17 protein-coding genes and 7 tRNA genes are annotated in these 18,391 nt (G+C 68.3%); 19 read left to right on the top strand and 5 right to left on the bottom strand.

From position 1 onward, the window contains the following. The first annotated feature begins 153 nt into the window (after positions 1-153). Both rlmKL and IHD13_RS14245 read left to right on the top strand, forming a co-directional pair. Positions 154-2,358 carry a bifunctional 23S rRNA (guanine(2069)-N(7))-methyltransferase RlmK/23S rRNA (guanine(2445)-N(2))-methyltransferase RlmL gene (gene rlmKL, locus IHD13_RS14250; protein ID WP_195861697.1) on the top strand — a complete coding sequence of 735 codons (2,205 nt, stop codon included), beginning with the start codon at positions 154-156 and terminating at the stop codon, positions 2,356-2,358. A 97-nt stretch (positions 2,359-2,455) separates the two neighbouring features. Further along, positions 2,456-2,809, top strand: a complete 354-nt coding sequence (locus IHD13_RS14245; RefSeq protein ID WP_195861696.1) for a glutaredoxin family protein — start codon at positions 2,456-2,458, stop codon at positions 2,807-2,809. A 145-nt stretch (positions 2,810-2,954) separates the two neighbouring features. Here the strand turns inward: IHD13_RS14245 and IHD13_RS14240 are convergent, their stop codons facing one another. Next, on the bottom strand, positions 2,955-3,236 hold the full coding sequence (locus tag IHD13_RS14240; protein WP_146804483.1) for a hypothetical protein: 282 nt from the start codon (positions 3,234-3,236) through the stop codon (positions 2,955-2,957). A gap of 94 nt (positions 3,237-3,330) precedes the next feature. Here IHD13_RS14240 and pdxB point away from each other — a divergent pair, with 94 nt between their 5' ends. Next, entirely contained in the window at positions 3,331-4,491 is a 1,161-nt protein-coding gene (gene pdxB, locus IHD13_RS14235; protein ID WP_195861695.1) for a 4-phosphoerythronate dehydrogenase PdxB, read from the top strand. Positions 4,492-4,617: 126 nt separating this feature from the next. Here pdxB and htpX read toward each other — a convergent pair whose 3' ends face one another. The 4 genes from htpX to msrB all read right to left on the bottom strand — a co-directional run bounded on the left by htpX (position 4,618) and on the right by msrB (position 8,389). Beyond that, on the bottom strand, positions 4,618-5,523 hold the full coding sequence (gene htpX / locus IHD13_RS14230) for a protease HtpX (RefSeq protein ID WP_195861694.1): 906 nt from the start codon (positions 5,521-5,523) through the stop codon (positions 4,618-4,620). 134 nt (positions 5,524-5,657) lie between these two features. Beyond that, positions 5,658-6,890: a pyridoxal phosphate-dependent aminotransferase gene (locus IHD13_RS14225; protein ID WP_195861693.1), complete on the bottom strand. Its 1,233-nt coding sequence runs from the start codon at positions 6,888-6,890 to the stop codon at positions 5,658-5,660. A gap of 55 nt (positions 6,891-6,945) precedes the next feature. Further along, a complete protein-coding gene (ylqF, locus tag IHD13_RS14220) occupies positions 6,946-7,899 on the bottom strand; it encodes a ribosome biogenesis GTPase YlqF (protein ID WP_195861692.1) in 954 nt (317 codons plus the stop codon). 88 nt (positions 7,900-7,987) lie between these two features. Then, positions 7,988-8,389, bottom strand: a complete 402-nt coding sequence (gene msrB, locus IHD13_RS14215; RefSeq protein ID WP_195861691.1) for a peptide-methionine (R)-S-oxide reductase MsrB — start codon at positions 8,387-8,389, stop codon at positions 7,988-7,990. A gap of 172 nt (positions 8,390-8,561) precedes the next feature. Between msrB and IHD13_RS14210 the strand changes: the two genes are divergently transcribed. The 16 genes from IHD13_RS14210 (at position 8,562) to IHD13_RS14135 (ending at position 18,246) form a co-directional block, all read left to right on the top strand. Further along, positions 8,562-8,637: transfer RNA gene (locus IHD13_RS14210), tRNA-Glu, on the top strand. A 31-nt stretch (positions 8,638-8,668) separates the two neighbouring features. After that, positions 8,669-8,743 (top strand) — tRNA-Gly (locus IHD13_RS14205). Between the two features lie 98 nt (positions 8,744-8,841). Continuing rightward, positions 8,842-8,917, top strand: a tRNA-Glu gene (locus IHD13_RS14200). 31 nt (positions 8,918-8,948) lie between these two features. Then, positions 8,949-9,023: transfer RNA gene (locus IHD13_RS14195), tRNA-Gly, on the top strand. Between the two features lie 19 nt (positions 9,024-9,042). After that, positions 9,043-9,118: transfer RNA gene (locus tag IHD13_RS14190), tRNA-Glu, on the top strand. Between the two features lie 21 nt (positions 9,119-9,139). Continuing rightward, positions 9,140-9,214, top strand: a tRNA-Gly gene (locus IHD13_RS14185). A 332-nt stretch (positions 9,215-9,546) separates the two neighbouring features. Beyond that, the gene (locus IHD13_RS14180; protein ID WP_195861690.1) at positions 9,547-10,848 is read left to right on the top strand and encodes a TolC family protein; all 1,302 of its coding nucleotides are present in this window, start codon (positions 9,547-9,549) and stop codon (positions 10,846-10,848) included. Continuing rightward, entirely contained in the window at positions 10,845-11,831 is a 987-nt protein-coding gene (locus IHD13_RS14175; protein WP_195861689.1) for an HlyD family secretion protein, read from the top strand. Before IHD13_RS14180 ends, IHD13_RS14175 begins: the two co-directional genes overlap by 4 nt. Continuing rightward, the gene (locus IHD13_RS14170; RefSeq protein WP_195861688.1) at positions 11,824-13,017 is read left to right on the top strand and encodes an ABC transporter permease; all 1,194 of its coding nucleotides are present in this window, start codon (positions 11,824-11,826) and stop codon (positions 13,015-13,017) included. Before IHD13_RS14175 ends, IHD13_RS14170 begins: the two co-directional genes overlap by 8 nt. Positions 13,018-13,068: 51 nt before the next feature. After that, complete coding sequence (locus tag IHD13_RS14165; RefSeq protein ID WP_195861687.1) at positions 13,069-14,229, top strand: ABC transporter permease; 1,161 nt, start codon at positions 13,069-13,071, stop codon at positions 14,227-14,229. 102 nt (positions 14,230-14,331) lie between these two features. Next, a complete protein-coding gene (locus tag IHD13_RS14160; RefSeq protein ID WP_195861721.1) occupies positions 14,332-15,285 on the top strand; it encodes an ABC transporter ATP-binding protein in 954 nt (317 codons plus the stop codon). After that, entirely contained in the window at positions 15,282-16,055 is a 774-nt protein-coding gene (locus IHD13_RS14155) for an ABC transporter permease (protein WP_195861686.1), read from the top strand. Before IHD13_RS14160 ends, IHD13_RS14155 begins: the two co-directional genes overlap by 4 nt. Beyond that, on the top strand, positions 16,052-16,888 hold the full coding sequence (gene queF, locus IHD13_RS14150) for an NADPH-dependent 7-cyano-7-deazaguanine reductase QueF (protein ID WP_195861685.1): 837 nt from the start codon (positions 16,052-16,054) through the stop codon (positions 16,886-16,888). The genes IHD13_RS14155 and queF overlap by 4 nt, the downstream gene beginning before the upstream one ends. A 72-nt stretch (positions 16,889-16,960) precedes the next feature. Then, positions 16,961-17,521, top strand: coding sequence for a nitroreductase family protein (locus IHD13_RS14145; RefSeq protein WP_195861684.1), 561 nt, complete (start codon positions 16,961-16,963; stop codon positions 17,519-17,521). A 1-nt stretch (position 17,522) separates the two neighbouring features. Beyond that, a complete protein-coding gene (locus IHD13_RS14140) occupies positions 17,523-18,020 on the top strand; it encodes a YiiD C-terminal domain-containing protein (RefSeq protein ID WP_195861683.1) in 498 nt (165 codons plus the stop codon). A gap of 138 nt (positions 18,021-18,158) precedes the next feature. Further along, positions 18,159-18,246: transfer RNA gene (locus IHD13_RS14135), tRNA-Ser, on the top strand. The last annotated feature ends 145 nt before the right edge of the window (positions 18,247-18,391 follow it).

The raw sequence follows: 18,391 nt of genomic DNA, 5'->3' as shown, positions 1-18,391 counted from the left end.
CATTTAGACCATGACGGGACCGGTTGTCGACCGGTATTTTGGCATAACGAGTCTAGCAAATCGGGATGACGGGAATATGACCCCCGCGTCACGCGGCCAGGCCCCGCGGCCAAGCGCCCCACCAACCGCCATAGCGAGTCCCCACAGCACACCATGAGTGATACGCAAGTGACTAACCTTCCAGCCTTTTTTGCCGCCTGTCCACGCGGGCTCGAGACCCTGCTCGGCGAGGAGCTGACGGCCCTGGGTGCCCAGGTGGAGAAGACCACGGTGGCCGGCGTACATTTCCGCGGCGAGCTGGCGGTGGCCTATCGGGCCTGCCTCTGGTCGCGCCTGGCCAACCGCATCATCCTCTGCCTGGCCCGGGACGAGGGCATCGAGAGCCCGGCGCAGCTGGCGGATGCCGCGGCGCGAGTCGCCTGGGCGGAGCATCTGGTGCCGGGGCGCAGCCTGGCGGTGGACTTCCATGGCCAGTCGGCGGAGATCCGCCATACCCGCTTCGGCGCCCAGACCGTCAAGGATGGGGTGGTCACCGCCATGGCCCGTGCCGGCCGCGAGCGACCGGTGGTCGAGCCCCGTGCGCCCGACCTGCGCCTCTATGCCCACCTGCACCGGGGCCGCCTGACCCTGGGCATCGACTTCAGCGGCGAGAGCCTGCATCGCCGCGGCTACCGTCGCGAGCTGGGCCATGCGCCGCTCAAGGAGAACCTGGCCGCGGCCCTGCTGATGCGTGCCGACTGGCCGGCCCGGGCCAAGGCCGGCGAGGCCCTGGTGGATCCGCTCTGCGGCTCCGGCACCCTGGTGATCGAGGCGGCGCTGATGGCGGCGGATATCGCCCCCAACCTGAACCGAGAGCGCTTCGGCCTGGAGGCCTGGGCGGGCCACGATCGCGAGGTGTGGCGGGAGCTCAAGCGGGAGGCCGAGGCGCGGGCCAGCCTGGGCCGCAAGCGCTGCAAGGCGCGGCTGTTCGGCAGCGACCAGAGCCCCCAGGCCATCGCCGCCGCCAAGGCCAACGCCATGCGCGCCGGCATCCCGGCGCTGATCCACTTCCAGGGCGCCTCGGTGACCGAGCTCAAGCGCCCCGAGAGCCTGAGCCCCGAAGCCAGGGGGCTGGTGATCACCAACCCGCCCTATGGCGAGCGGATCGGCGAGCTGCCGGAACTGGTGACCCTCTATCGGCAGCTGGGCGAGGGCGTGCGTGACGCCTTCCCCGGCTGGGATCTGGCACTGTTCACCGGCAACCCCGACCTGGGCCACCGCCTGGGGATGCGTGCCCATAAGCACTACGCCTTCCGCAACGGGCCCCTGGAGGCGCGACTGCTGCTGATCCGGGTGCCCGAGGCGAGCGGCGAGGCGGGCAGCGACGCCAGGCCCGAGGCGCCGGCGCGCTCCGAGAATGCGCAGATGTTCGCCAACCGCCTGCACAAGAATCGCAAGCGTCTCAAGAAGTGGCTCAAGCAGTCCGGCGAGTCCTGCTATCGCCTCTATGACGCCGACATGCCGGAATTCGCCCTGGCCATCGACGTCTACGGCGACTGGGTGCATGTGCAGGAGTATGCGCCACCCAAGTCGGTGGATGCGGCCCAGGCCCAGAAGCGCCTCTTCGACGCCCTGGGGGTGATCCCCGAGGTGCTGGAGGTGCCCGCCAGCCGGGTGGTGATCAAGCGCCGCGAGCGCCAGAGCGGCCGCGCCCAGTACCAGAAGCAGGGCAGCCATGGCGAGCGCTTCGAGGTGCGCGAGGGGCGCGCGCGGCTCTGGGTCAACCTGCGCGACTACCTGGACACCGGGCTCTTCCTCGACCACCGCCCGGTGCGGCGGCGGCTCGCCGAGATGGCCGCCGGCAAGCGCTTCCTCAACCTCTTCTGCTACACCGCTACCGCCACCGTGCAGGCGGCATTGGGCAGCGGCGACAAGGGGGGCGCCAGCGACAGCATCAGCGTCGACCTCTCCAATACCTACCTGAGCTGGGCCCGGGACAACTTCGCCCTCAATGGCCTCGACCCGGCCCACCACCGGGTGGTGCGCGACGACTGCCTGCGCTGGCTGGAGACCGCCAGGGCCGAGTTCGACCTGATCTTCATGGATCCGCCGACCTTCTCCAACTCCAAGAAGATGGAGGCGACCCTGGATATCCAGCGCGACCACGGGCGGCTGATTCGCCTGGCCATGGCGCGCCTGGCGGCGGACGGCACCCTGGTCTTCTCCAATAACCAGCGGCGCTTCGTACTGGATGCCGACCTGGCGGAGCAGTATGCGGTGGAGGAAATCTCGGCGAAGACCTTCGATCCGGATTTCACGAGAAACCCCGACCTTCATCATGTCTTTCTGATTCGCCATCGGGGGGCGAAAACGGTATGAGACCTTCGACCCGCTCTTTATTTGGCAATAGAAACCCCGACCTTCACCATGTCTTTCTGATTCGCCATCGGGGGGAAGGGGCCCGGGGGGAGGGCGCATGATCCAGCTTCGGCTCTATACCACCCTGGGTTGCCATCTCTGCGAGGAACTCGAAGCGCTGCTGGTGACGCTCTGCCCGGTGGAGTACACCCTCGAGCGAGTCGAGATCAGCGAGGACGAGACTCTGGTGGCGCGCTACGGGGTGCGGATTCCCGTGCTGGTGGCGGAGGATGGCGAGGAGCTGAATCGCGGCTTCGAGGCGTCGCGGCTGGTGGCCTGGCTGGCCGCCCGGGGCTGGCTCGACGAGGCCGCCTGGCAGCGGCTGCAGGCCCCCGCGCCGCCGGCCGAGCCTGCGAAGGTGCAGGTTCGCCACGGCCGACGTTACCTTGGCCGGGCTACGCCCGGAGCTTGAAGCCTTAAGCTTGAAGCTGGAAGAAAAAGCCTTGACCCAGGTAGCGAGGGGACGATGCTGAATTCCAGCTTCCAGCTTCCAGCTTCCAGCTTCCAGCTTCCAGCTTCCAGCTTCCAGCTTCCAGCTTCCAGCTTCCAGCTTGCCCTTAGGCGTTATCCAATAGCGAGAGCTGGCGCACGGCGTCCTGGCCCTCGGGGGAGTCGGCCTGCACCTCGAGGACCTTGTGCAGGCCCCGGGAGCGCTGGATGGTGGCCTCGTCGTCGAGCCACATCATCGCCTGGTCGTGATCCTCGGCCAGCTGGTGCTTGAGGCCGCCGAACTGGGTGCCGATCTGCCCCCAGGCGCGGCTGAAGATCCAGTCGCCGAACATGTCCTGGTGGATATGGATCAGCACATAGTCATGGTCACTTTCCCAGCGGACGATCACGGCGACTCCTGGTGGCGGCAAGGGGCCCCGGTGGGGCGAAGCTGCTATTGTAGCGACCTGCCTCCCATGAACAAGCCATCCCCAGGAGTCATGCATGCCTGCCCCCCGACGGATCATCGTGGACGCCAACATTCCCGCCGCCGAGGCCTGTTTCGGTGAGCTGGGCGAGGTCCAGCGCCTGCCTGGCCGCGAGCTTCCCCCCGAGGCGCTGGCCGACGCCGAGGTGCTGATCACCCGCTCCATTACCCGGGTCGATCGCACCCTCTTGGATCAGGCGCCGCGACTGCGCTTCGTGGGCACCTGCACCATCGGCACCGACCATATCGACCGGCTGGCCCTGGCCGAGCGCGGCATCGGCTTCAGCAGCGCCCCGGGCTGCAATGCCGAGGCGGTGGTGGACCATGTGCTGGGGGCCCTGCTCTGGGCGGCGGAGCGGGAGGGCCAGGAGCTCGAGGCGCGCCGGGTGGGTATCGTCGGCGTCGGCCAGGTGGGTGGCCGCCTGGCCGCGCGCCTGGCGGCCCTGGGCATCGAGGCCTTGTGCTGTGACCCGCCCCGGGCCGAGGCGGAGGGCGGCGGAGACTTCCACGACCTGGACGCCCTGATCGAGCGCTGCGACGTGCTCTGCCTGCATACCCCCCTGGTACGGGGTGGGCCCCATGCCACCCACCATCTGCTCGATGCGCGGCGCCTTCGGGCCCTGCGCCCGGGCACCTGGCTGCTCAACGCCGGGCGGGGCGACTGCCTGGATGGCGAGGCGCTGAAGGCGCGCCTGGCGGGGCGGGGCGACCTGACCACCCTGCTGGATGTCTGGGAGAACGAGCCCGCCATCGACGAGGCGCTGTGGCGGGCCACCGACCTGGCCACCCCCCATGTGGCCGGGTACAGCCTGGATGGCAAGCTGCGTGGCACCCATCAGGTCTATGCCGCCGCCATGCACCATTTCGGCCTGCCGGCCCGGCGGCGCCTGGGCGAGCTGCTGCCGCCGCCGGCCCTGCCACGCCTGACCCTGGACGCCGGCCTGAACCCCTGGGATGCCCTGCGGCTCTGCATTCGCGCCTGCCATGACCCGCGGCGTGATGCCCTGGGGCTGGCGCGCTTCGCCCGCGAGCGGGGCATGGCCCGAGGCTTCGACGCTTACCGGGCCGACTACCCCCTGAGGCGCGAGTTCGCCACCCTGACGGTAGCACTGCGCGAGGGCGCCGCCGAGCTGGCTCCCTGGCTCCAGGGCGCCGGTTTTGGCGTCGAGCTCAGCTGAATGACAAGCGCCCGCCATATCGGCGGGCGCTCGGGGTCACGGGCATGCGGATGGCGTCGATCTCACCTAAATACCATCGGGCCCGCCAATGGCGGGCCCGATTGCACAAGACACTCAAACGGTGACTTACTGCCGATAGGCGGCTTCCTTGAGCGCGCGGATGCGGTCATCCAGGGGAGGGTGGCTGGCGAAGAGCCGCTCCATGACCTTGCGGGTCTGGCCGGTGGTGATGGCGAAGGCGGTCAGGGTGTCCGGCATCTGGTCGGGCAGCTCGGTCTCGGCCTTGAGGCGGGCCAGGGCGTTGATCATGGCCCCGGAGCCGGCGAGCTTGGCACCCGCGGCGTCGGCGCGGTACTCCCGGAAGCGCGAGAACCAGGCCACGATGGCCGAGGCGATGATGCCGAAGACGATCTCGGCGACGATCACCACCGCGAAGTAGCCCATGAAGCCGAGGCCGCCGGCGCCGTCGCTGCGGCTCTTGAGGAACTGGTCGACCAGGTGGGCCACGACCCGGGCGAAGAACATCACGAAGGTGTTCACCACGCCCTGCACCAGGGCCAGGGTGACCATGTCGCCGTTGGCCACGTGGCCGATCTCGTGGGCCAGCACCGCCCGCACCTCTTCGGGGCGCATGCGGTTGAGCAGGCCGGCGGAGACCGCGACCAGGGCATCGTTCTTGTTCCAGCCGGTGGCGAAGGCGTTGGACTGCTGGGCGGGGAAGATACCCACCTCCGGCGTCTTGATGCCGGCCTCCCGGGAGAGCTCCTCGACGGTGTCCAGCAGCCACTTCTCGGTGGCATTGGAGGGCGTCTCGATGATCACCGTGCCGGTGCTGCGCTTGGCCATCCACTTGGAGATGAACAGCGAGATCATCGAGCCGGCCATGCCGACGATAAAGCAGAAGATCAGCAGGCTGTTGAAGTTGATGCCCTGGCCACGCAGGTAGCCTTCCACCCCCAGCAGGCGCAGGGTGATACTGGCGACGATGATCACCGCCAGGTTGGTGCCCAGGAAGAGCAGGATTCTCATCATCGGTCGGGTCTCCACAGGAGTTGGATAATCATGGGGCGGCATAGGGCGCCGCCCAACAGAATCTTGAGATTAGATACGGCCTTTGGCGTTGGGTTTCAAGCGCCCTTTCAAGTCGTTAGCGAGCTCGAGGGGTGTCAGAGCCCCTTGCGATAGCGTTCCAGGAAGCGCGCGAAACGATCCAGGGCATCGCCCAGTTGATCGGCCCAGGGCAGGGTGACGATGCGCACATGGTCCGGCGCCGGCCAGTTGAAGGCGGTGCCCTGGACCAGCAGGATCTTCTCCTGCAGCAGCAGGTCCAGCACCAGCTTCTCGTCGTCGGCGATGGGGTAGACCGCCGGGTCCAGGCGCGGGAAGGCGTAGAGGGCCCCCTTGGGTTTGACGCAGCTGACCCCGGGAATGGCGTTGAGCTTCTCCACGGTGATATCGCGCTGGGCCAGCAAACGCCCGCCGGGCAGCACCAGGTCATTGATCGACTGGTAGCCGCCCAGCGCCGTCTGGATGGCGTGCTGGGCGGGCACATTGGCGCACAGGCGCATCGAGGCCAGCATATTGATGCCCTGGATAAAGTCGGCGGCCCGCTGCATGGCCACCTGGCCGGAGAGAATCATCCAGCCGGAGCGGAAACCGGCGCAGCGGTAGCTCTTGGAGAGGCCGTTGAGGGTCACTACCAGCTGGTCGTCGCCGGCCAGGGCGCCGGTGGAGACGTGCTCCACCCCGTCGTAGAGGATCTTGTCGTAGATCTCGTCGGAGAAGACGATCAGGTCGTGCTCCCGGGCGATCTCCAGCAGCTCCCGGACCACCTCCGGCGGGTAGACGGCGCCGGTGGGGTTGTTGGGGTTGATGATCACGATGGCCCGGGTGTGGCCGGTCACCTTGGCGCGGATATCCTCCAGGTCCGGAGCCCAGTCCGCCTGCTCGTCGCACAGGTAGTGGACGGCGCGTCCGCCGGCCAGGTTGGCGGCGGCGGTCCACAGCGGGTAGTCCGGGGCCGGGATCAGCACCTCGTCGCCGTCATTGAGCAGGGCCTGCATGGCCATCACGATCAGCTCGGAGACGCCGTTGCCGATATAGATGTCCTCGATGCCGACGCCGGGAATCTGCTTGCGCTGGCACTCCTGCATGATCGCCTTGCGTGCCGAGTAGAGCCCCTTGGAGTCGCAGTAGCCCTGGGCGGTGGGCAGGTTGCGCATCACGTCCTGGAGGATCTCCTCCGGGGCCTCGAAGCCGAAGGGGGCGGGGTTGCCGATATTCAGCTTGAGGACCCGCTGGCCCTCCTCTTCCAGGCGCTTGGCGTGGTCGAGCACCGGACCACGGATGTCGTAGCAGACGTTATGCAGCTTGTGTGACTTCTTGATCGGGGTGTCCATGGGCGTTGGCAATCCGCTGTCCAGTCGGGGGCACGCTACCCCCGAGCATTGTCATCTAGGAATCGGTTGGCTCCGGCGTTTCATCCTCGGCGACCGGCTCCGGGGGAATATCCGCCGGGGTCTCCAGGGTCAGGCGACCCAGCTTGCCGGCGCGCAGTTCATGCAGCAGCACCTCGGCGCCGCGATGCAGGTCCACCTCGCCGCCGGGGCGCAGGCCACCGCGCTTGCTGGCGATCTCGGTGAGGATGGCATGGCCATCGAAGCCAGCCAGGGCCAGCAGGTCGAGGCGCTGGGGGCCGTCGGCATCCACCGCCTCGGCACCCGGGGCCGGGGCATAGGGGGGCAGGGCCTTGAGCTTGTAGCGGCTCGTCAGGGCCTCGGGGTAGCGCCTGGCCAGCTCCGCCGCGGTAACGATCCCCACCTCCACATAGTCGATGGCGGTATCGCGAATGGCGCCGCTGGCGGCCAGGCGGAAGGCGCTGGCCTGATCCTCGATCTTCGGCCATAGCACCCCGGGGGTGTCGATCAGCGCCACCCGGCCGTCGATGCGCACCTTCTGCTGGCGCTTGGTGACCGCCGGCTCGTTACCGGTCTTGGCGATCTTGCGGCCCGCCAGGCCATTGATCAAGGTCGATTTTCCCACGTTGGGAATGCCCATCACCATGACCCGCACATCGCGGTCGGCGCGGACCTGGCCGGCGAGGGCATGGCACAGCTTGGGAATGCCCTTGAGCTCCCGGGCCTGGGTGGTGGTCACCGCCAGGGCCCGGGTGTCCGGGAGGCCATCGAAATAGTCGACCCACTCCTGGGTGCGCACCGGGTCGGCCAGGTCGGCCCGGGACAGCAGCTTGAGCACTGGCTTGTGCTGGGTCAGTTCGGCCAGCATGGGGTTGGCGCTGGAGTAGGGCAGGCGCGCATCGAGCACCTCCAGTACCACATCGATCTCGGGCAGGGCCTCGGTGATCTGGCGGCGCGCCTTGTGCATGTGTCCCGGGTACCAGCCGAGCATGATGCGTGTCTCCTGGGCAGAAAAAACGGCCGCTCATCTTAGCAGATGAACGGCCGTCGGCGCTGCCGCAACTCAACGCCTGCGGAGACTATTCCCCTTCATGGAAACTGATGGCCACCGAGTTGATGCAGTAGCGCAGCCCGGTCGTCTCGGTGGGACCATCCTCGAAGACATGCCCCAGGTGGGCGTTGCAGTGGGCGCAGACCACCTCGGTGCGGATCATGCCGTGGGAGCCGTCCGGGTGTTCCTCCACCGATGACTTGCCGAGGGGGCGGTCGAAACTGGGCCAGCCGCAGCCGGCATCGAACTTGTGTTCATTCTCGAACAGCGGGGCATGACAACAGACGCAGTGGTAGATGCCCTGGGCATCATTGACCCGGTAGTCGCCGCTGAAGGGGGGCTCGGTGCCCTTCTCGCGGGTCACGTGGAACTGCTCGGGGGTGAGTTGGCTGCGCCATTCGGCGTCACTCTTCTCGATCTTCTTGCGCATGGCGTCCTCTCTGGCTGCTACCGGTCGCCGCCGCAGGGCGGCAGGGTCGGGGGCGGCCGATCGCCCCATCTATAGGGTAGCTTCTCGAGAGCAAAAATTGGCGCTTAACCATAGGCTTGACACCCTCACGGCCGCTCAGTAATATACGCGCCACCTCGACGAGGCAAGCAGCGTCCCATTCGTCTAGTGGTCTAGGACACCGCCCTTTCACGGCGGTAACAGGGGTTCGAACCCCCTATGGGACGCCACTCCTCGACGTGGCAGGATGTATCGAGACAAGCGGGAATAGCTCAGTGGTAGAGCATCGCCTTGCCAAGGCGAGGGTCGCGAGTTCGAATCTCGTTTCCCGCTCCAGGCTTCGGTCTGGTAATGAAGCGGCGGCACAGGGTCGCGAGCTGGTACGCCAGCCCGGTCGATCACGTTTCCCGCTCCAGGCTTTTACAAGCTATTGCGTCCCATTCGTCTAGTGGTCTAGGACACCGCCCTTTCACGGCGGTAACAGGGGTTCGAACCCCCTATGGGACGCCACTCGATCCATCCGACGGCGAAGCAAGCATCAGCGGGAATAGCTCAGTGGTAGAGCATCGCCTTGCCAAGGCGAGGGTCGCGAGTTCGAATCTCGTTTCCCGCTCCAGGCTTTAAACAGCCAATGCGTCCCATTCGTCTAGTGGCCTAGGACACCGCCCTTTCACGGCGGTAACAGGGGTTCGAACCCCCTATGGGACGCCACTTCGCACACATCGATGATTAGCGGGAATAGCTCAGTGGTAGAGCACAACCTTGCCAAGGTTGGGGTCGCGAGTTCGAATCTCGTTTCCCGCTCCATTCGATATGTAAAAAGAAGCCGCCAGGCAATTGCCTAGGTGGTTTTTTTCGTTCTGTGCCAAGGCTCGGGCCGCGAGCTGGTACGCCAGCCCGGTCGATCTCGTTTCCCGCTCCAGTCGTCACTCCAGAGAACTGCCAAGCAAACGCTTCGGCGGTTTTTTGTGCTTGTCGTTGACCTCTCCCCCAATTTCCCTCGAGTCGCGCCATGCTATAGTGCCTTGGCGGCTAATTAAGGGAATCGCATGAGCTTTCTGACGCTTACCCAGGGAAGGGGAAGGCAGCAGCGCCGGTCCCGGCGATCGCCACTCCATCCTCTGATCCTGCTATGCCTGATGGCGCTGCCGGTCACGCCGGTTCAGGCGCTTAGCCTCGATGAGGCACGCCAGCAACTGGCGGAACACTCCCATGCCCTGGCGGCGCAGCGCGCCGACCGCGAGGCCTGGCAGCAGCAGCGCCAGGCGACCCGCCGGTTGCGCGAGCCCCGGGTCGACCTGACGGTGGCCGGCGTGGCCTATGGCAAACAGCTCGAGTTCGACCTCGCCCTGCTCAACCGCACCCTGGAGGCGGATATCGAGCGCACCGGGGTGCGCTCCAGCGTCCAACTGCAGTGGCCCCTCTACATGGGCGGGCGCATCGATGCCACCCAGCGCCAGGCCGGGGCCCGCGAGGCCCAGTCCGAGGGCGAGCTGCGCCATGCCGAGGCCCAGCTGACTCGCCAGATGCTCGATCGCTACTTCGCCATCCAGGCGGCGACCCGGGTGGTCGAGGTCCGCGAGGCCGCCCTGGAGACCCTGGAAGCCCATGTCCATCGGGCGCGGCGTTTCGAGGAGCAGGGGCTGGTCAATCGCCTGGCGCGGCTCCAGGCGGAGGTGGCCCGGGACGAGGCGCGCCGTGACCTGCTGCAGTCACGGCGTATCCTGGCCGACCTGCGGGCCGCCTTGGCCAATATGCTGGCCACGGACACCCTCGGCTGCCTGACCACCCCACTGCCCGAGCCCCGCCAGCCCGACTGGCCGGTGGAGGCCTTCGTGACCCAGGCCCTGGCGGCCCATCCGCAACTGGCCGTCCTCGAGGCCAGGGGCGAGCAGGCCGCTCAGCAGGTGCGTATCGAACAGAGCGAATGGTTGCCAGAGCTCTTCGCCTTCGGCAGCTACGAGCTCAATCGCGAGGCCACGCCCCTCACCGAACCCGACTGGGTCGCCGGCCTGGGCGTCAAATGGGCGCTGACCACCGGCCTCGACCGGGGAAGCGCCATCGACGCCGCCCAGGCGCGCCGGGTTCAGGTGCGTGAACTGACCGCCCAGGCCCATCAGGACCTCACCCTGGCCAGCGAGAGCGCCTACCGCGGCGTGCTGCAGCATCAGGAGCAGTACGCCCTGCTGGGGCAGGACCTGGCCCTGGCCGAGGAGAATGCCCGACTCCAGGACGCCTCCTTCCGGGCCGGCCTGAACACCTCCCTGGATGTCACCGAGGCCCACCTGGGCGTGGCTCGCAGCGGCGTCCAGCGGGCCCAGGCCGCCTATGACTATGCCGGCGCCATGCTCGACCTGCTGACCACCGCCGGCCTGCTGGGCGAGATCGACGACTTCCTGGCCTTTTCCTCCCCCGTCAGCTGTGAAGGAGCCGCCCCATGAAGGCGAGTACCCGTGTGACCCTGAGTGGCCTCGCCGCCCTGGCCCTGGTGGCCCTGTTGATCGGCGCGGTGCTCTGGTTCGGTGGGCATCGTGCCCCGGAGTACCTGCACGGCGAGGTGGAGCTGCGCGAGATTCGCGTGGCCGCCAAGATCGCCGGCCGGGTCAGCCAGACCCTGGTGCGGGAGGGCGATCGGGTCGCCGCCGGTGAGCCGATCTTCGAGATCGATAGCCCCGAGGTGCGGGCGCGCCTGGGCCAGGCCGAAGCCGCCCGGGACGGTGCCCAGGCCCTGGCCGACGAGGCCGAGGCCGGGCTGCGTGACGAGGAGGTGGAGATGGCGCGCCTCGACTGGCAGCGGGCCCAGGTGCAGGCGGAGCTGGCGGCGGCCAGCTTCGAGCGGCTGCGGCCACTGCATGCCGAAGGGTTGATCGCCGCCCAGCAGTTCGACGAGGCCCGCGCCCAGTGGCGCGCCAGCCAGGAGCAGGCGCGGGCCGCCGAGGCACGCTATCGGATGGCCCGGGAGGGCGCGCGCGGCGAGCAGCGCCGGGCCGCCCAGGCCCAGAGTCGCCAGGCCGCCGCCGCCGTGGAGGAGGTGGAGGCGGCCCGGGCCGAGACCCGGGTGGTGGCGCCCATCGACGGCGAAGTGGCGGAGCTGCTGATCCATGTGGGCGAGCTGGCGCCGGCCGGCTTCCCGGTGGTGACCCTGGTCGACCCCGAGGATCAGTGGGTGGTGTTCCATGTCCGCGAGGAGCGCCTCGCCGGATTCGCCGTGGGAACCCGGCTGGAAGGCGAGGTGCCCGCCCTGGGGCAGACCCTGGACCTGAGCGTGACCCGCCTCAACCCGCTGCCCGATTTCGCCACCTGGCGTCAGGTGCGCGGTACCCCCGGCTATGACCTGCGCACCTTCCAGGTGGAGGCGCGTCCCGAGGCGCCGGTGGCGGGGCTGCGAGCCGGCATGACCGTGATCGTCGCCGCCGATGACTAGGCGCGCCGCTCCGCCGCTGCGCTACGGCACCCTGGCGGTGGCGCGTCGCGAGCTGCGTTTCTGGGGCCGCAGCCGGGGGGATCGCTTCCTGCTGCTGTGGCTGCCGCTGCTGATCGGCGGCCTGGTGTGGTGGATCTTCTCCGCCGGCCAGCCCCGGGAGCTGCCCCTGGTGATCGTCGATGAAGACGCCAGCCAGTTTTCCCGCTCGGCGGGGCGGCTGGTGGATGCCATGCCGGGGGTGCGGGTGGTGGCCCGCCTGGGGGAGCGCCAGGAGGCGGCATCCTGGCTCGAGGCGCGGCACGCCTATGGGGTGCTGTGGATTCCCGCCGGCACCTCCGCCGAGCTGGCCCGGGGCCGACAGGTCACCCTGGTCCTCGAGCACAACGCCCAGTTCCTGACCCACGCCTCCCAGGTGGTCCGGGAGGTGCAGACGGCGGTGGCGGCGCTCTCGGCGGCCGGGGTCGCCCAGCGCCTGGCCCGGGGGCCCCAGCCGGCGGCGGCCGTCACCACCGCCCAACCGATCCGGATACACCGGGATACCCTGGACGAGCGGGGGCCCGACTACGAGGTCTTCCTGGCGGCGACCCTGCTGCCGGCGGTGTTGCAGATCCTGATCATGGTGGCCGGGGTCTCCGCGGTGGGGCGCGAGCTGCGCGACGGCACCGCCGGCGGCTGGTTGCGTCGCGCCGGCGGCTCCCTGGCGGCGGCCCTGGCCGGCAAGCTGCTGCCTTACCTGGTGCTCTATCTGGCGTTCGGGGCGCTCTTTATCCTGGTGTTCGCCGGGCTGCGGGGCTCGCCGATCCAGGGCAGCATCACGGGGGTGCTGCTCGGCATGGCGCTCCTGGTGGTCGCCTCCCTGGCCTTTGGGGTGCTGCTGGTGGCCGCCACCCGCAATATGCGCATGGGACTCAGCCTGGCGGGCTTTCTGGCCGCGCCGGCCTTCGCCTACTCCGGCCAGGCCTTCCCCCTGGTGGCCATGCCGGCCTTCGCCCAGGCCTGGGCCTCGCTGCTGCCCCTCACCTACTGGCTGGAGCTCTATAACCGGGTATGGCTGGCGGGCAGCCCTTTGGCCCTGACCTGGGCGCCCCTGGCTGTCCTGGCACTGATGAGTATCCTGCCGCTGGGCATCGGCGCCTGGCTATTGGCCCAGCGGGGCTTCCTGCCCGAGGCCTGGGGGAGTCGATAATGCACTGGCGATCCGTGATGGCTAGGCCGGCTCCCAGGCCCAGGAGGAGCAATGACTAGCATGCGTGCGCTATGGCAGGCCTATGCCGCCGTCTGGAAGGAGATCCGGGCCGACAAGGGCGCCCTGATGCTGCTCTTCGTGGCCGGGGTGGTCTATTCGCTTTTCTACCCCTTGCCCTATCGCTACGAGCAGGTGGAGTCGGTGCCGGTGGCGGTGGTCGACCGGGACCTGAGCCCCAGCTCGCGGACCCTGGTGCGCTGGCTGGAGTCGGTGCCGGCCCTGGAGGTGGAGCGCCTGGGCCGTGATCCCGCCGCCCTGCAGGAGGCGCTGTGGCGGGGCGAGGTGATGGGGCTGGTGGTGATTCCCGAGGGCTTCCACGGCGAGCTGCTGGCCGGTCGCCAGGCCGACTTGCAGGTGGCCAGCCACGAGGGCTACCTGCTGGCCGGCAGCAAGGTGCTGGCCGGGGTGAGCCAGGCGGCGGCGACCCTGGGGGCCGGGGTGACCCGCCAGCGCCTGCTCGGCCAGGGGCAGGCGAGCTGGCAGGCCGAGGCGGGGCATACGCCGGTTCGGCTCGAGGCCCGGGCCCTGTATAATGCCGACGAAGGGTACGGCAGCTATGTGGTGCCGGCGGTGATGGTGCTGATCATCCAGCAGACCCTGCTGATGGGCATCACCCTGATCATCGGCAGCCGCGCCGAGCGCGGGCGCCTCGGCCAGTCCCCCATCGGCTACGCCGGCATGCTGGCCGCCTTTACCACCGTGGGGGTGATCAACTGCCTCTACTACTTCGAGGGAGTGACCCGCTTCCAGGACTACCCCCTGGCGGGCACCTTCGGGCCCACGCTGCTCTTCTCGGTGGTCTTCTCGCTGTGCGTCTCGGCCCTGGCGCTGCTGCTGGCCAGCGCCTTCGATACCCGCGAGCGGGGGCTGCAGCTGCTGCTGGCCACCTCCATCCCGATGCTCTTCCTGGCCGGCTACTCCTGGCCGGTGGAGGCGCTGCCCGAGCCGCTGGTGTGGCTGCGCTGGCTACTGCCCAGCACCGCCGGCATCCAGGGCCTGGTGGCGCTCAACCAGATGGGCGTGGGACTCGAGCAGGTGAGCCGCGAGCTCGGGGTGCTGCTGGCCCTGACCCTGGTGGCGGTGCCCCTGGGGGCGTGGCGCTATGCCCGCCTGTCCGGTGGGCCGAAAGCCGCGGCGGTTAGCGGCGCCTAGGCTGCCCCTCCTGGCATGGCGGCATTGTAATCGCCGCCATTGCCCGCATTATTTGTCACCTAATCATTTTTCCAGAAGGTGAGTCTGATGGCCGAACCGGCCCTGTCCATACCGGCCCTGTCCATACGCGGCCTGACCAAGGTCTACGCCAACGGCTTCCAGGCCCTCAAGGGCATCGACCTGGAGGTCGCCGAGGGCGACTTCTTCGCCCTGCTGGGCCCCAACGGCGCCGGCAAGTCCACCACCCTGGGGGTGGTCAGCTCCCTGGTGCAGAAGAGCGACGGCAAGGTCGAGATCTTCGGCACCGACATCGACCGCGACTTCGCCCGCGCCAAGTATCACCTAGGCGTGGTGCCCCAGGAGTTCAACTTCAACCAGTTCGAGAAGGTCATCGATATCGTCCTGGCCCAGGCCGGCTACTACGGCATGCCGCGCCGCGAGGCGCTGCCCCGGGCGGAGGAACTGCTCCGTGACCTGGGGCTGTGGGACAAGCGCAACGGCAGCGCGCGGATGCTCTCCGGGGGCATGAAGCGCCGGCTGATGATCGCCCGGGCGCTGATGCACCGCCCACGGCTGCTGATCCTCGACGAGCCCACCGCCGGGGTGGATATCGAACTGCGCCGCAGCATGTGGGACTACATGCGCCGCATCAATCGCGAGGAGGGCACCACCATCATCCTGACCACCCACTACCTGGAGGAGGCGGAGAGCCTGTGCCGCCACGTGGCGATCATCAACCACGGCGAGATCATCCGTAACACCGGTGTGCGCGAGCTGCTCGCCGAGCTCGACACCGAGACCTTCCTGCTCGACCTGGCCCGCCCCCTGGGGGAGGCCCCCGTGGTCGAGGGCTTCGAGGTCAGCCTCAGCGAGCCGGCCCAACTGACGGTGGCGGTGCATCGCGGCCAGCGCCTCAATGACGTCTTCGCCGCCCTCAACGACCGGGGCATCGAGGTGGTCTCCATGCGCAACCGGGCCAACCGCCTGGAGGAGATGTTCGTCTCCATGGTGGAGCAGGGCAATGCCGCCACCGCCAAGGCGGAGGGCCAGGCATGAGTCCGCAGCAGATCGCCATCGCCCTCTGGACCCTGCTGGTCAAGGAGATCAAGCGCTTCACCCGCATCTGGCCGCAGACTCTGCTGCCGCCGTCGATCACCATGACCATGTACTTCATCATCTTCGGCAGCCTGATCGGCTCGCGGATTGGTGAGATGGACGGCTTCAGCTACATGGACTTCATCGTGCCGGGGCTGATCATGATGTCGGTGATCACCAACAGCTACTCCAACGTGGCCTCGAGCTTCTTCTCCAACAAGTTCCAGCGCAGCATCGAAGAGATGATGGTCTCGCCCATGCCCAACTGGGTGATCCTCTCCGGCTTCGTGCTGGGGGGCATGGCCCGGGGCCTGGGGGTGGGGGTGATCGTCACCATCGTCTCGCTGTTCTTTACCCGGCTGAGCGTGGCGCATCCGCTGCTGACCGTCGGCGTGGTGGTGCTGACCGCGGCGCTCTTCTCCCTCGGCGGTTTCATCAATGCCCTGCTGGCGGACAAGTTCGACGATATCTCCATCGTGCCCACCTTCGTGCTGACGCCCCTGACCTACCTGGGCGGGGTCTTCTACTCCATCTCCCTGCTGCCGAGCTTCTGGCAGGGGGTGTCGCTGCTCAACCCCATCCTCTATATGGTCAATGTGTTCCGCTACGGCTTCCTCGGCGTCTCCGATATTCCGGTAGGCTGGGCCCTGGCGGCCATTCTCTGTTTCATTCTGGTGCTCTTCGCCATCGCCCTGTGGATGCTGGAGCGCGGTAAAGGTATTCGCTCATGACCAGTCACCGTCCCGAGACCCTCGAGCACGCCCCCCTGGGGCGTGATTCCGCCTACCCGGAGCACTACGACGCCGGGCTGCTCTACCCCATTCCCCGGGCCGCCAATCGCGCGCCCCTGGGCATCACCGAGGAGGCGCTGCCCTTCGTCGGCGAGGACGAATGGCACGCCTTCGAGCTCTCCTGGCTCAATGCCCGCGGCAAGCCCGTGGTCGCCGTGGCGCGTTTCCGGCTGCCGGCGGACTCGCCGAACCTGATCGAGTCCAAGTCCTGGAAGCTCTACCTCAATAGCTTCAACCAGACCCGCCTCGATAGCCGCGAGGCGTTGATCGCGACCCTCGAGGCCGACCTGGCCGCCGCCGCCGGCGCCCCGGTGACGGTGGAGCTCTTCGGCGTGGACGACGCGGCGCTGGCGCCGCAGCGGCTGCCCGGCGACTGCCTCGACGACCTGGATATCGAGGTCAACGACTACACCCCCAGCGCCGAGCACCTGGTGGTGGGGGAGGTGATCGTCGAGGAGACCCTCCACTCCCACCTGCTCAAGTCCAACTGCCCGGTCACCGGCCAGCCCGACTGGGGCAGTGTGCTGATCCGCTACCGGGGGCCCCGCCTCGACCGGGAGGGGCTCCTGCGCTACTTGATCTCCTACCGCCAGCACCAGGACTTCCACGAACACTGCGTGGAGCATATTTTCACCGACCTGCTGGCCCGGGCGCGGCCCGAGCGGCTCTTGGTGATGGCCCGCTACGTGCGCCGCGGCGGCCTGGACATCAGCCCCTGGCGCGGCACCCCCGGCGAGACGCCGCCGCTGCCGCTGCGCTTGGCACGACAGTAAGCCCCTGGCGGTGCTAGAGTGGCCGCCAAGGCCTACCGAGAACTTTTCGCATTGGATCTGGAGACAGAGCGGATGGATGCCATTTCCCTGCTGCACGAGCGCAGCTCCATGGGCAAGCTGATGGGCCCGCCCCCCAGCCCCGACCAGCTCGAGGTGATCTACCGCGCTGCCCTGCGCGCGCCGGACCACAAGGAGCTCACCCCCTGGCGCTTTATCGAGTTCTCCGGCGAAGGGCTCGACCGCCTCGGTGAGCTCTTCGCCGAGGCGGAGTATCGCGCCGACCCGCATATCGGCGATGCCGCCCTGGACGCGGCCCGCAAGAAGCCCAAGCGGGCGCCGATGATCATCGCGGTGATCGCCAAGGTGCGCCCGGACATCCCCAAGGTGCCCAAGCTGGAGCAGGTGATCTCCGCCGGCTGCGCCGCCCAGGGCATCCTGCTGGCGGCCCATGCCCAGGGCCTCGGGGCCATGTGGCGCACCGGCCACTACGCCTTCGATGCCACCGTGCACAAGGGCCTGGGCCTCGGTGAAGAGGACGAGCTGGTGGGCTTTATCTACCTGGGCCAGCTGGCCGGTCGCCACAAGCCGCTGCCCAGCCGTGACCCCGCCGACTTCGTCGAACGCTGGAGCTGAGATGCGCCTGCCGGGCCAACCCCACCCGCGCCTGCCGCTGCCGCCGGCGGGACTGGACGAGGATCTGGACGCCTTCCTCGCCTGGCTGGGGGAGGCGATTCCCCTGGTCCGGCACCTGGGCATTCGCGCCATGCGCTGGGAGGGGGAGGCCCTGGTCTGGGAGCTGGCGCTTTCGCCCAGCCTGAACGACAAGGGCACCGGCTTCGGCGGCGCCCTGACCGCCCAGGCCACCCTGCTGGGCTGGTGCTGGACCACCCTCTGGCTGCGCCGCCAGGGGCGCGCCCAGGACGTGGTAGTGGCCGAGGCCGGCCAGCGCTTCCTGGCCCCGGTCAGCGGCGACTACCGCCTGGTGTGTCGTCCCGAGCGGGACGACGGCCCGGCCCAGTTGGCCGAGCGCCTCGCCGCCAAGGGCCGCGGCCGCCTCGCCCTGGTCCAGCAGCTCTGGTGCGTCGATACCCTCTGCCTGGAGGCCCGGGGCGACTACGCCGTGCTGCCCTGACGCCGGCCGACGCGGATCCAGGGCTCACCGGGCGCCGCGGGTTTTCCAAAAAACGGCTTGCAATCGAAGACTTATATCGATAACATACGCGCCGTTCTTGAGCGAAAGGCCACGGCCCAAGCCAGAGAACCACAATGCGGAGGGGTGTCCGAGTGGTCGAAGGAGCACGCCTGGAAAGTGTGTAAGTCGAAAGGCTTCGAGGGTTCGAATCCCTCCCCCTCCGCCACGAATTGAAAGAGAAGGCCGCTGACACTGTCAGCGGCCTTCTCCCTTTCTGGCGTTTCGAAATCATCGAAAAGGGAGGGGCGGGGGGGGCCGGCCCCCCCCCTTCTTATGCAAGCCGGGTTCCCCGCGGGCGCGTCCCACAGCGG

The organism is Halomonas sp. 328, from assembly GCF_015645095.1.
Taxonomy (GTDB): Bacteria; Pseudomonadota; Gammaproteobacteria; order Pseudomonadales; family Halomonadaceae; genus Bisbaumannia.
The sequence above is the reverse complement of the archived record's forward strand: the minus strand, read 5'-3'. Positions and strand labels throughout refer to the sequence as shown.

Coding starts and splice junctions, on each gene's coding strand:
- IHD13_RS14170 (WP_195861688.1), top strand. CDS start 11,824: ATGACTAGGCGCGCCGCTCCGCCGCTGCGCTACGGCACCCTGGCGGTG.
- IHD13_RS14180 (WP_195861690.1), top strand. CDS start 9,547: ATGGCGCTGCCGGTCACGCCGGTTCAGGCGCTTAGCCTCGATGAGGCA.
- IHD13_RS14245 (WP_195861696.1), top strand. CDS start 2,456: ATGATCCAGCTTCGGCTCTATACCACCCTGGGTTGCCATCTCTGCGAG.
- rlmKL (WP_195861697.1), top strand. CDS start 154: ATGAGTGATACGCAAGTGACTAACCTTCCAGCCTTTTTTGCCGCCTGT.
- IHD13_RS14145 (WP_195861684.1), top strand. CDS start 16,961: ATGGATGCCATTTCCCTGCTGCACGAGCGCAGCTCCATGGGCAAGCTG.
- msrB (WP_195861691.1), bottom strand. CDS start 8,389: ATGCGCAAGAAGATCGAGAAGAGTGACGCCGAATGGCGCAGCCAACTC.
- IHD13_RS14175 (WP_195861689.1), top strand. CDS start 10,845: ATGAAGGCGAGTACCCGTGTGACCCTGAGTGGCCTCGCCGCCCTGGCC.
- ylqF (WP_195861692.1), bottom strand. CDS start 7,899: ATGCTCGGCTGGTACCCGGGACACATGCACAAGGCGCGCCGCCAGATC.
- IHD13_RS14155 (WP_195861686.1), top strand. CDS start 15,282: ATGAGTCCGCAGCAGATCGCCATCGCCCTCTGGACCCTGCTGGTCAAG.
- IHD13_RS14165 (WP_195861687.1), top strand. CDS start 13,069: ATGACTAGCATGCGTGCGCTATGGCAGGCCTATGCCGCCGTCTGGAAG.
- IHD13_RS14225 (WP_195861693.1), bottom strand. CDS start 6,890: ATGGACACCCCGATCAAGAAGTCACACAAGCTGCATAACGTCTGCTAC.
- queF (WP_195861685.1), top strand. CDS start 16,052: ATGACCAGTCACCGTCCCGAGACCCTCGAGCACGCCCCCCTGGGGCGT.
- IHD13_RS14140 (WP_195861683.1), top strand. CDS start 17,523: ATGCGCCTGCCGGGCCAACCCCACCCGCGCCTGCCGCTGCCGCCGGCG.
- pdxB (WP_195861695.1), top strand. CDS start 3,331: ATGCCTGCCCCCCGACGGATCATCGTGGACGCCAACATTCCCGCCGCC.
- htpX (WP_195861694.1), bottom strand. CDS start 5,523: ATGATGAGAATCCTGCTCTTCCTGGGCACCAACCTGGCGGTGATCATC.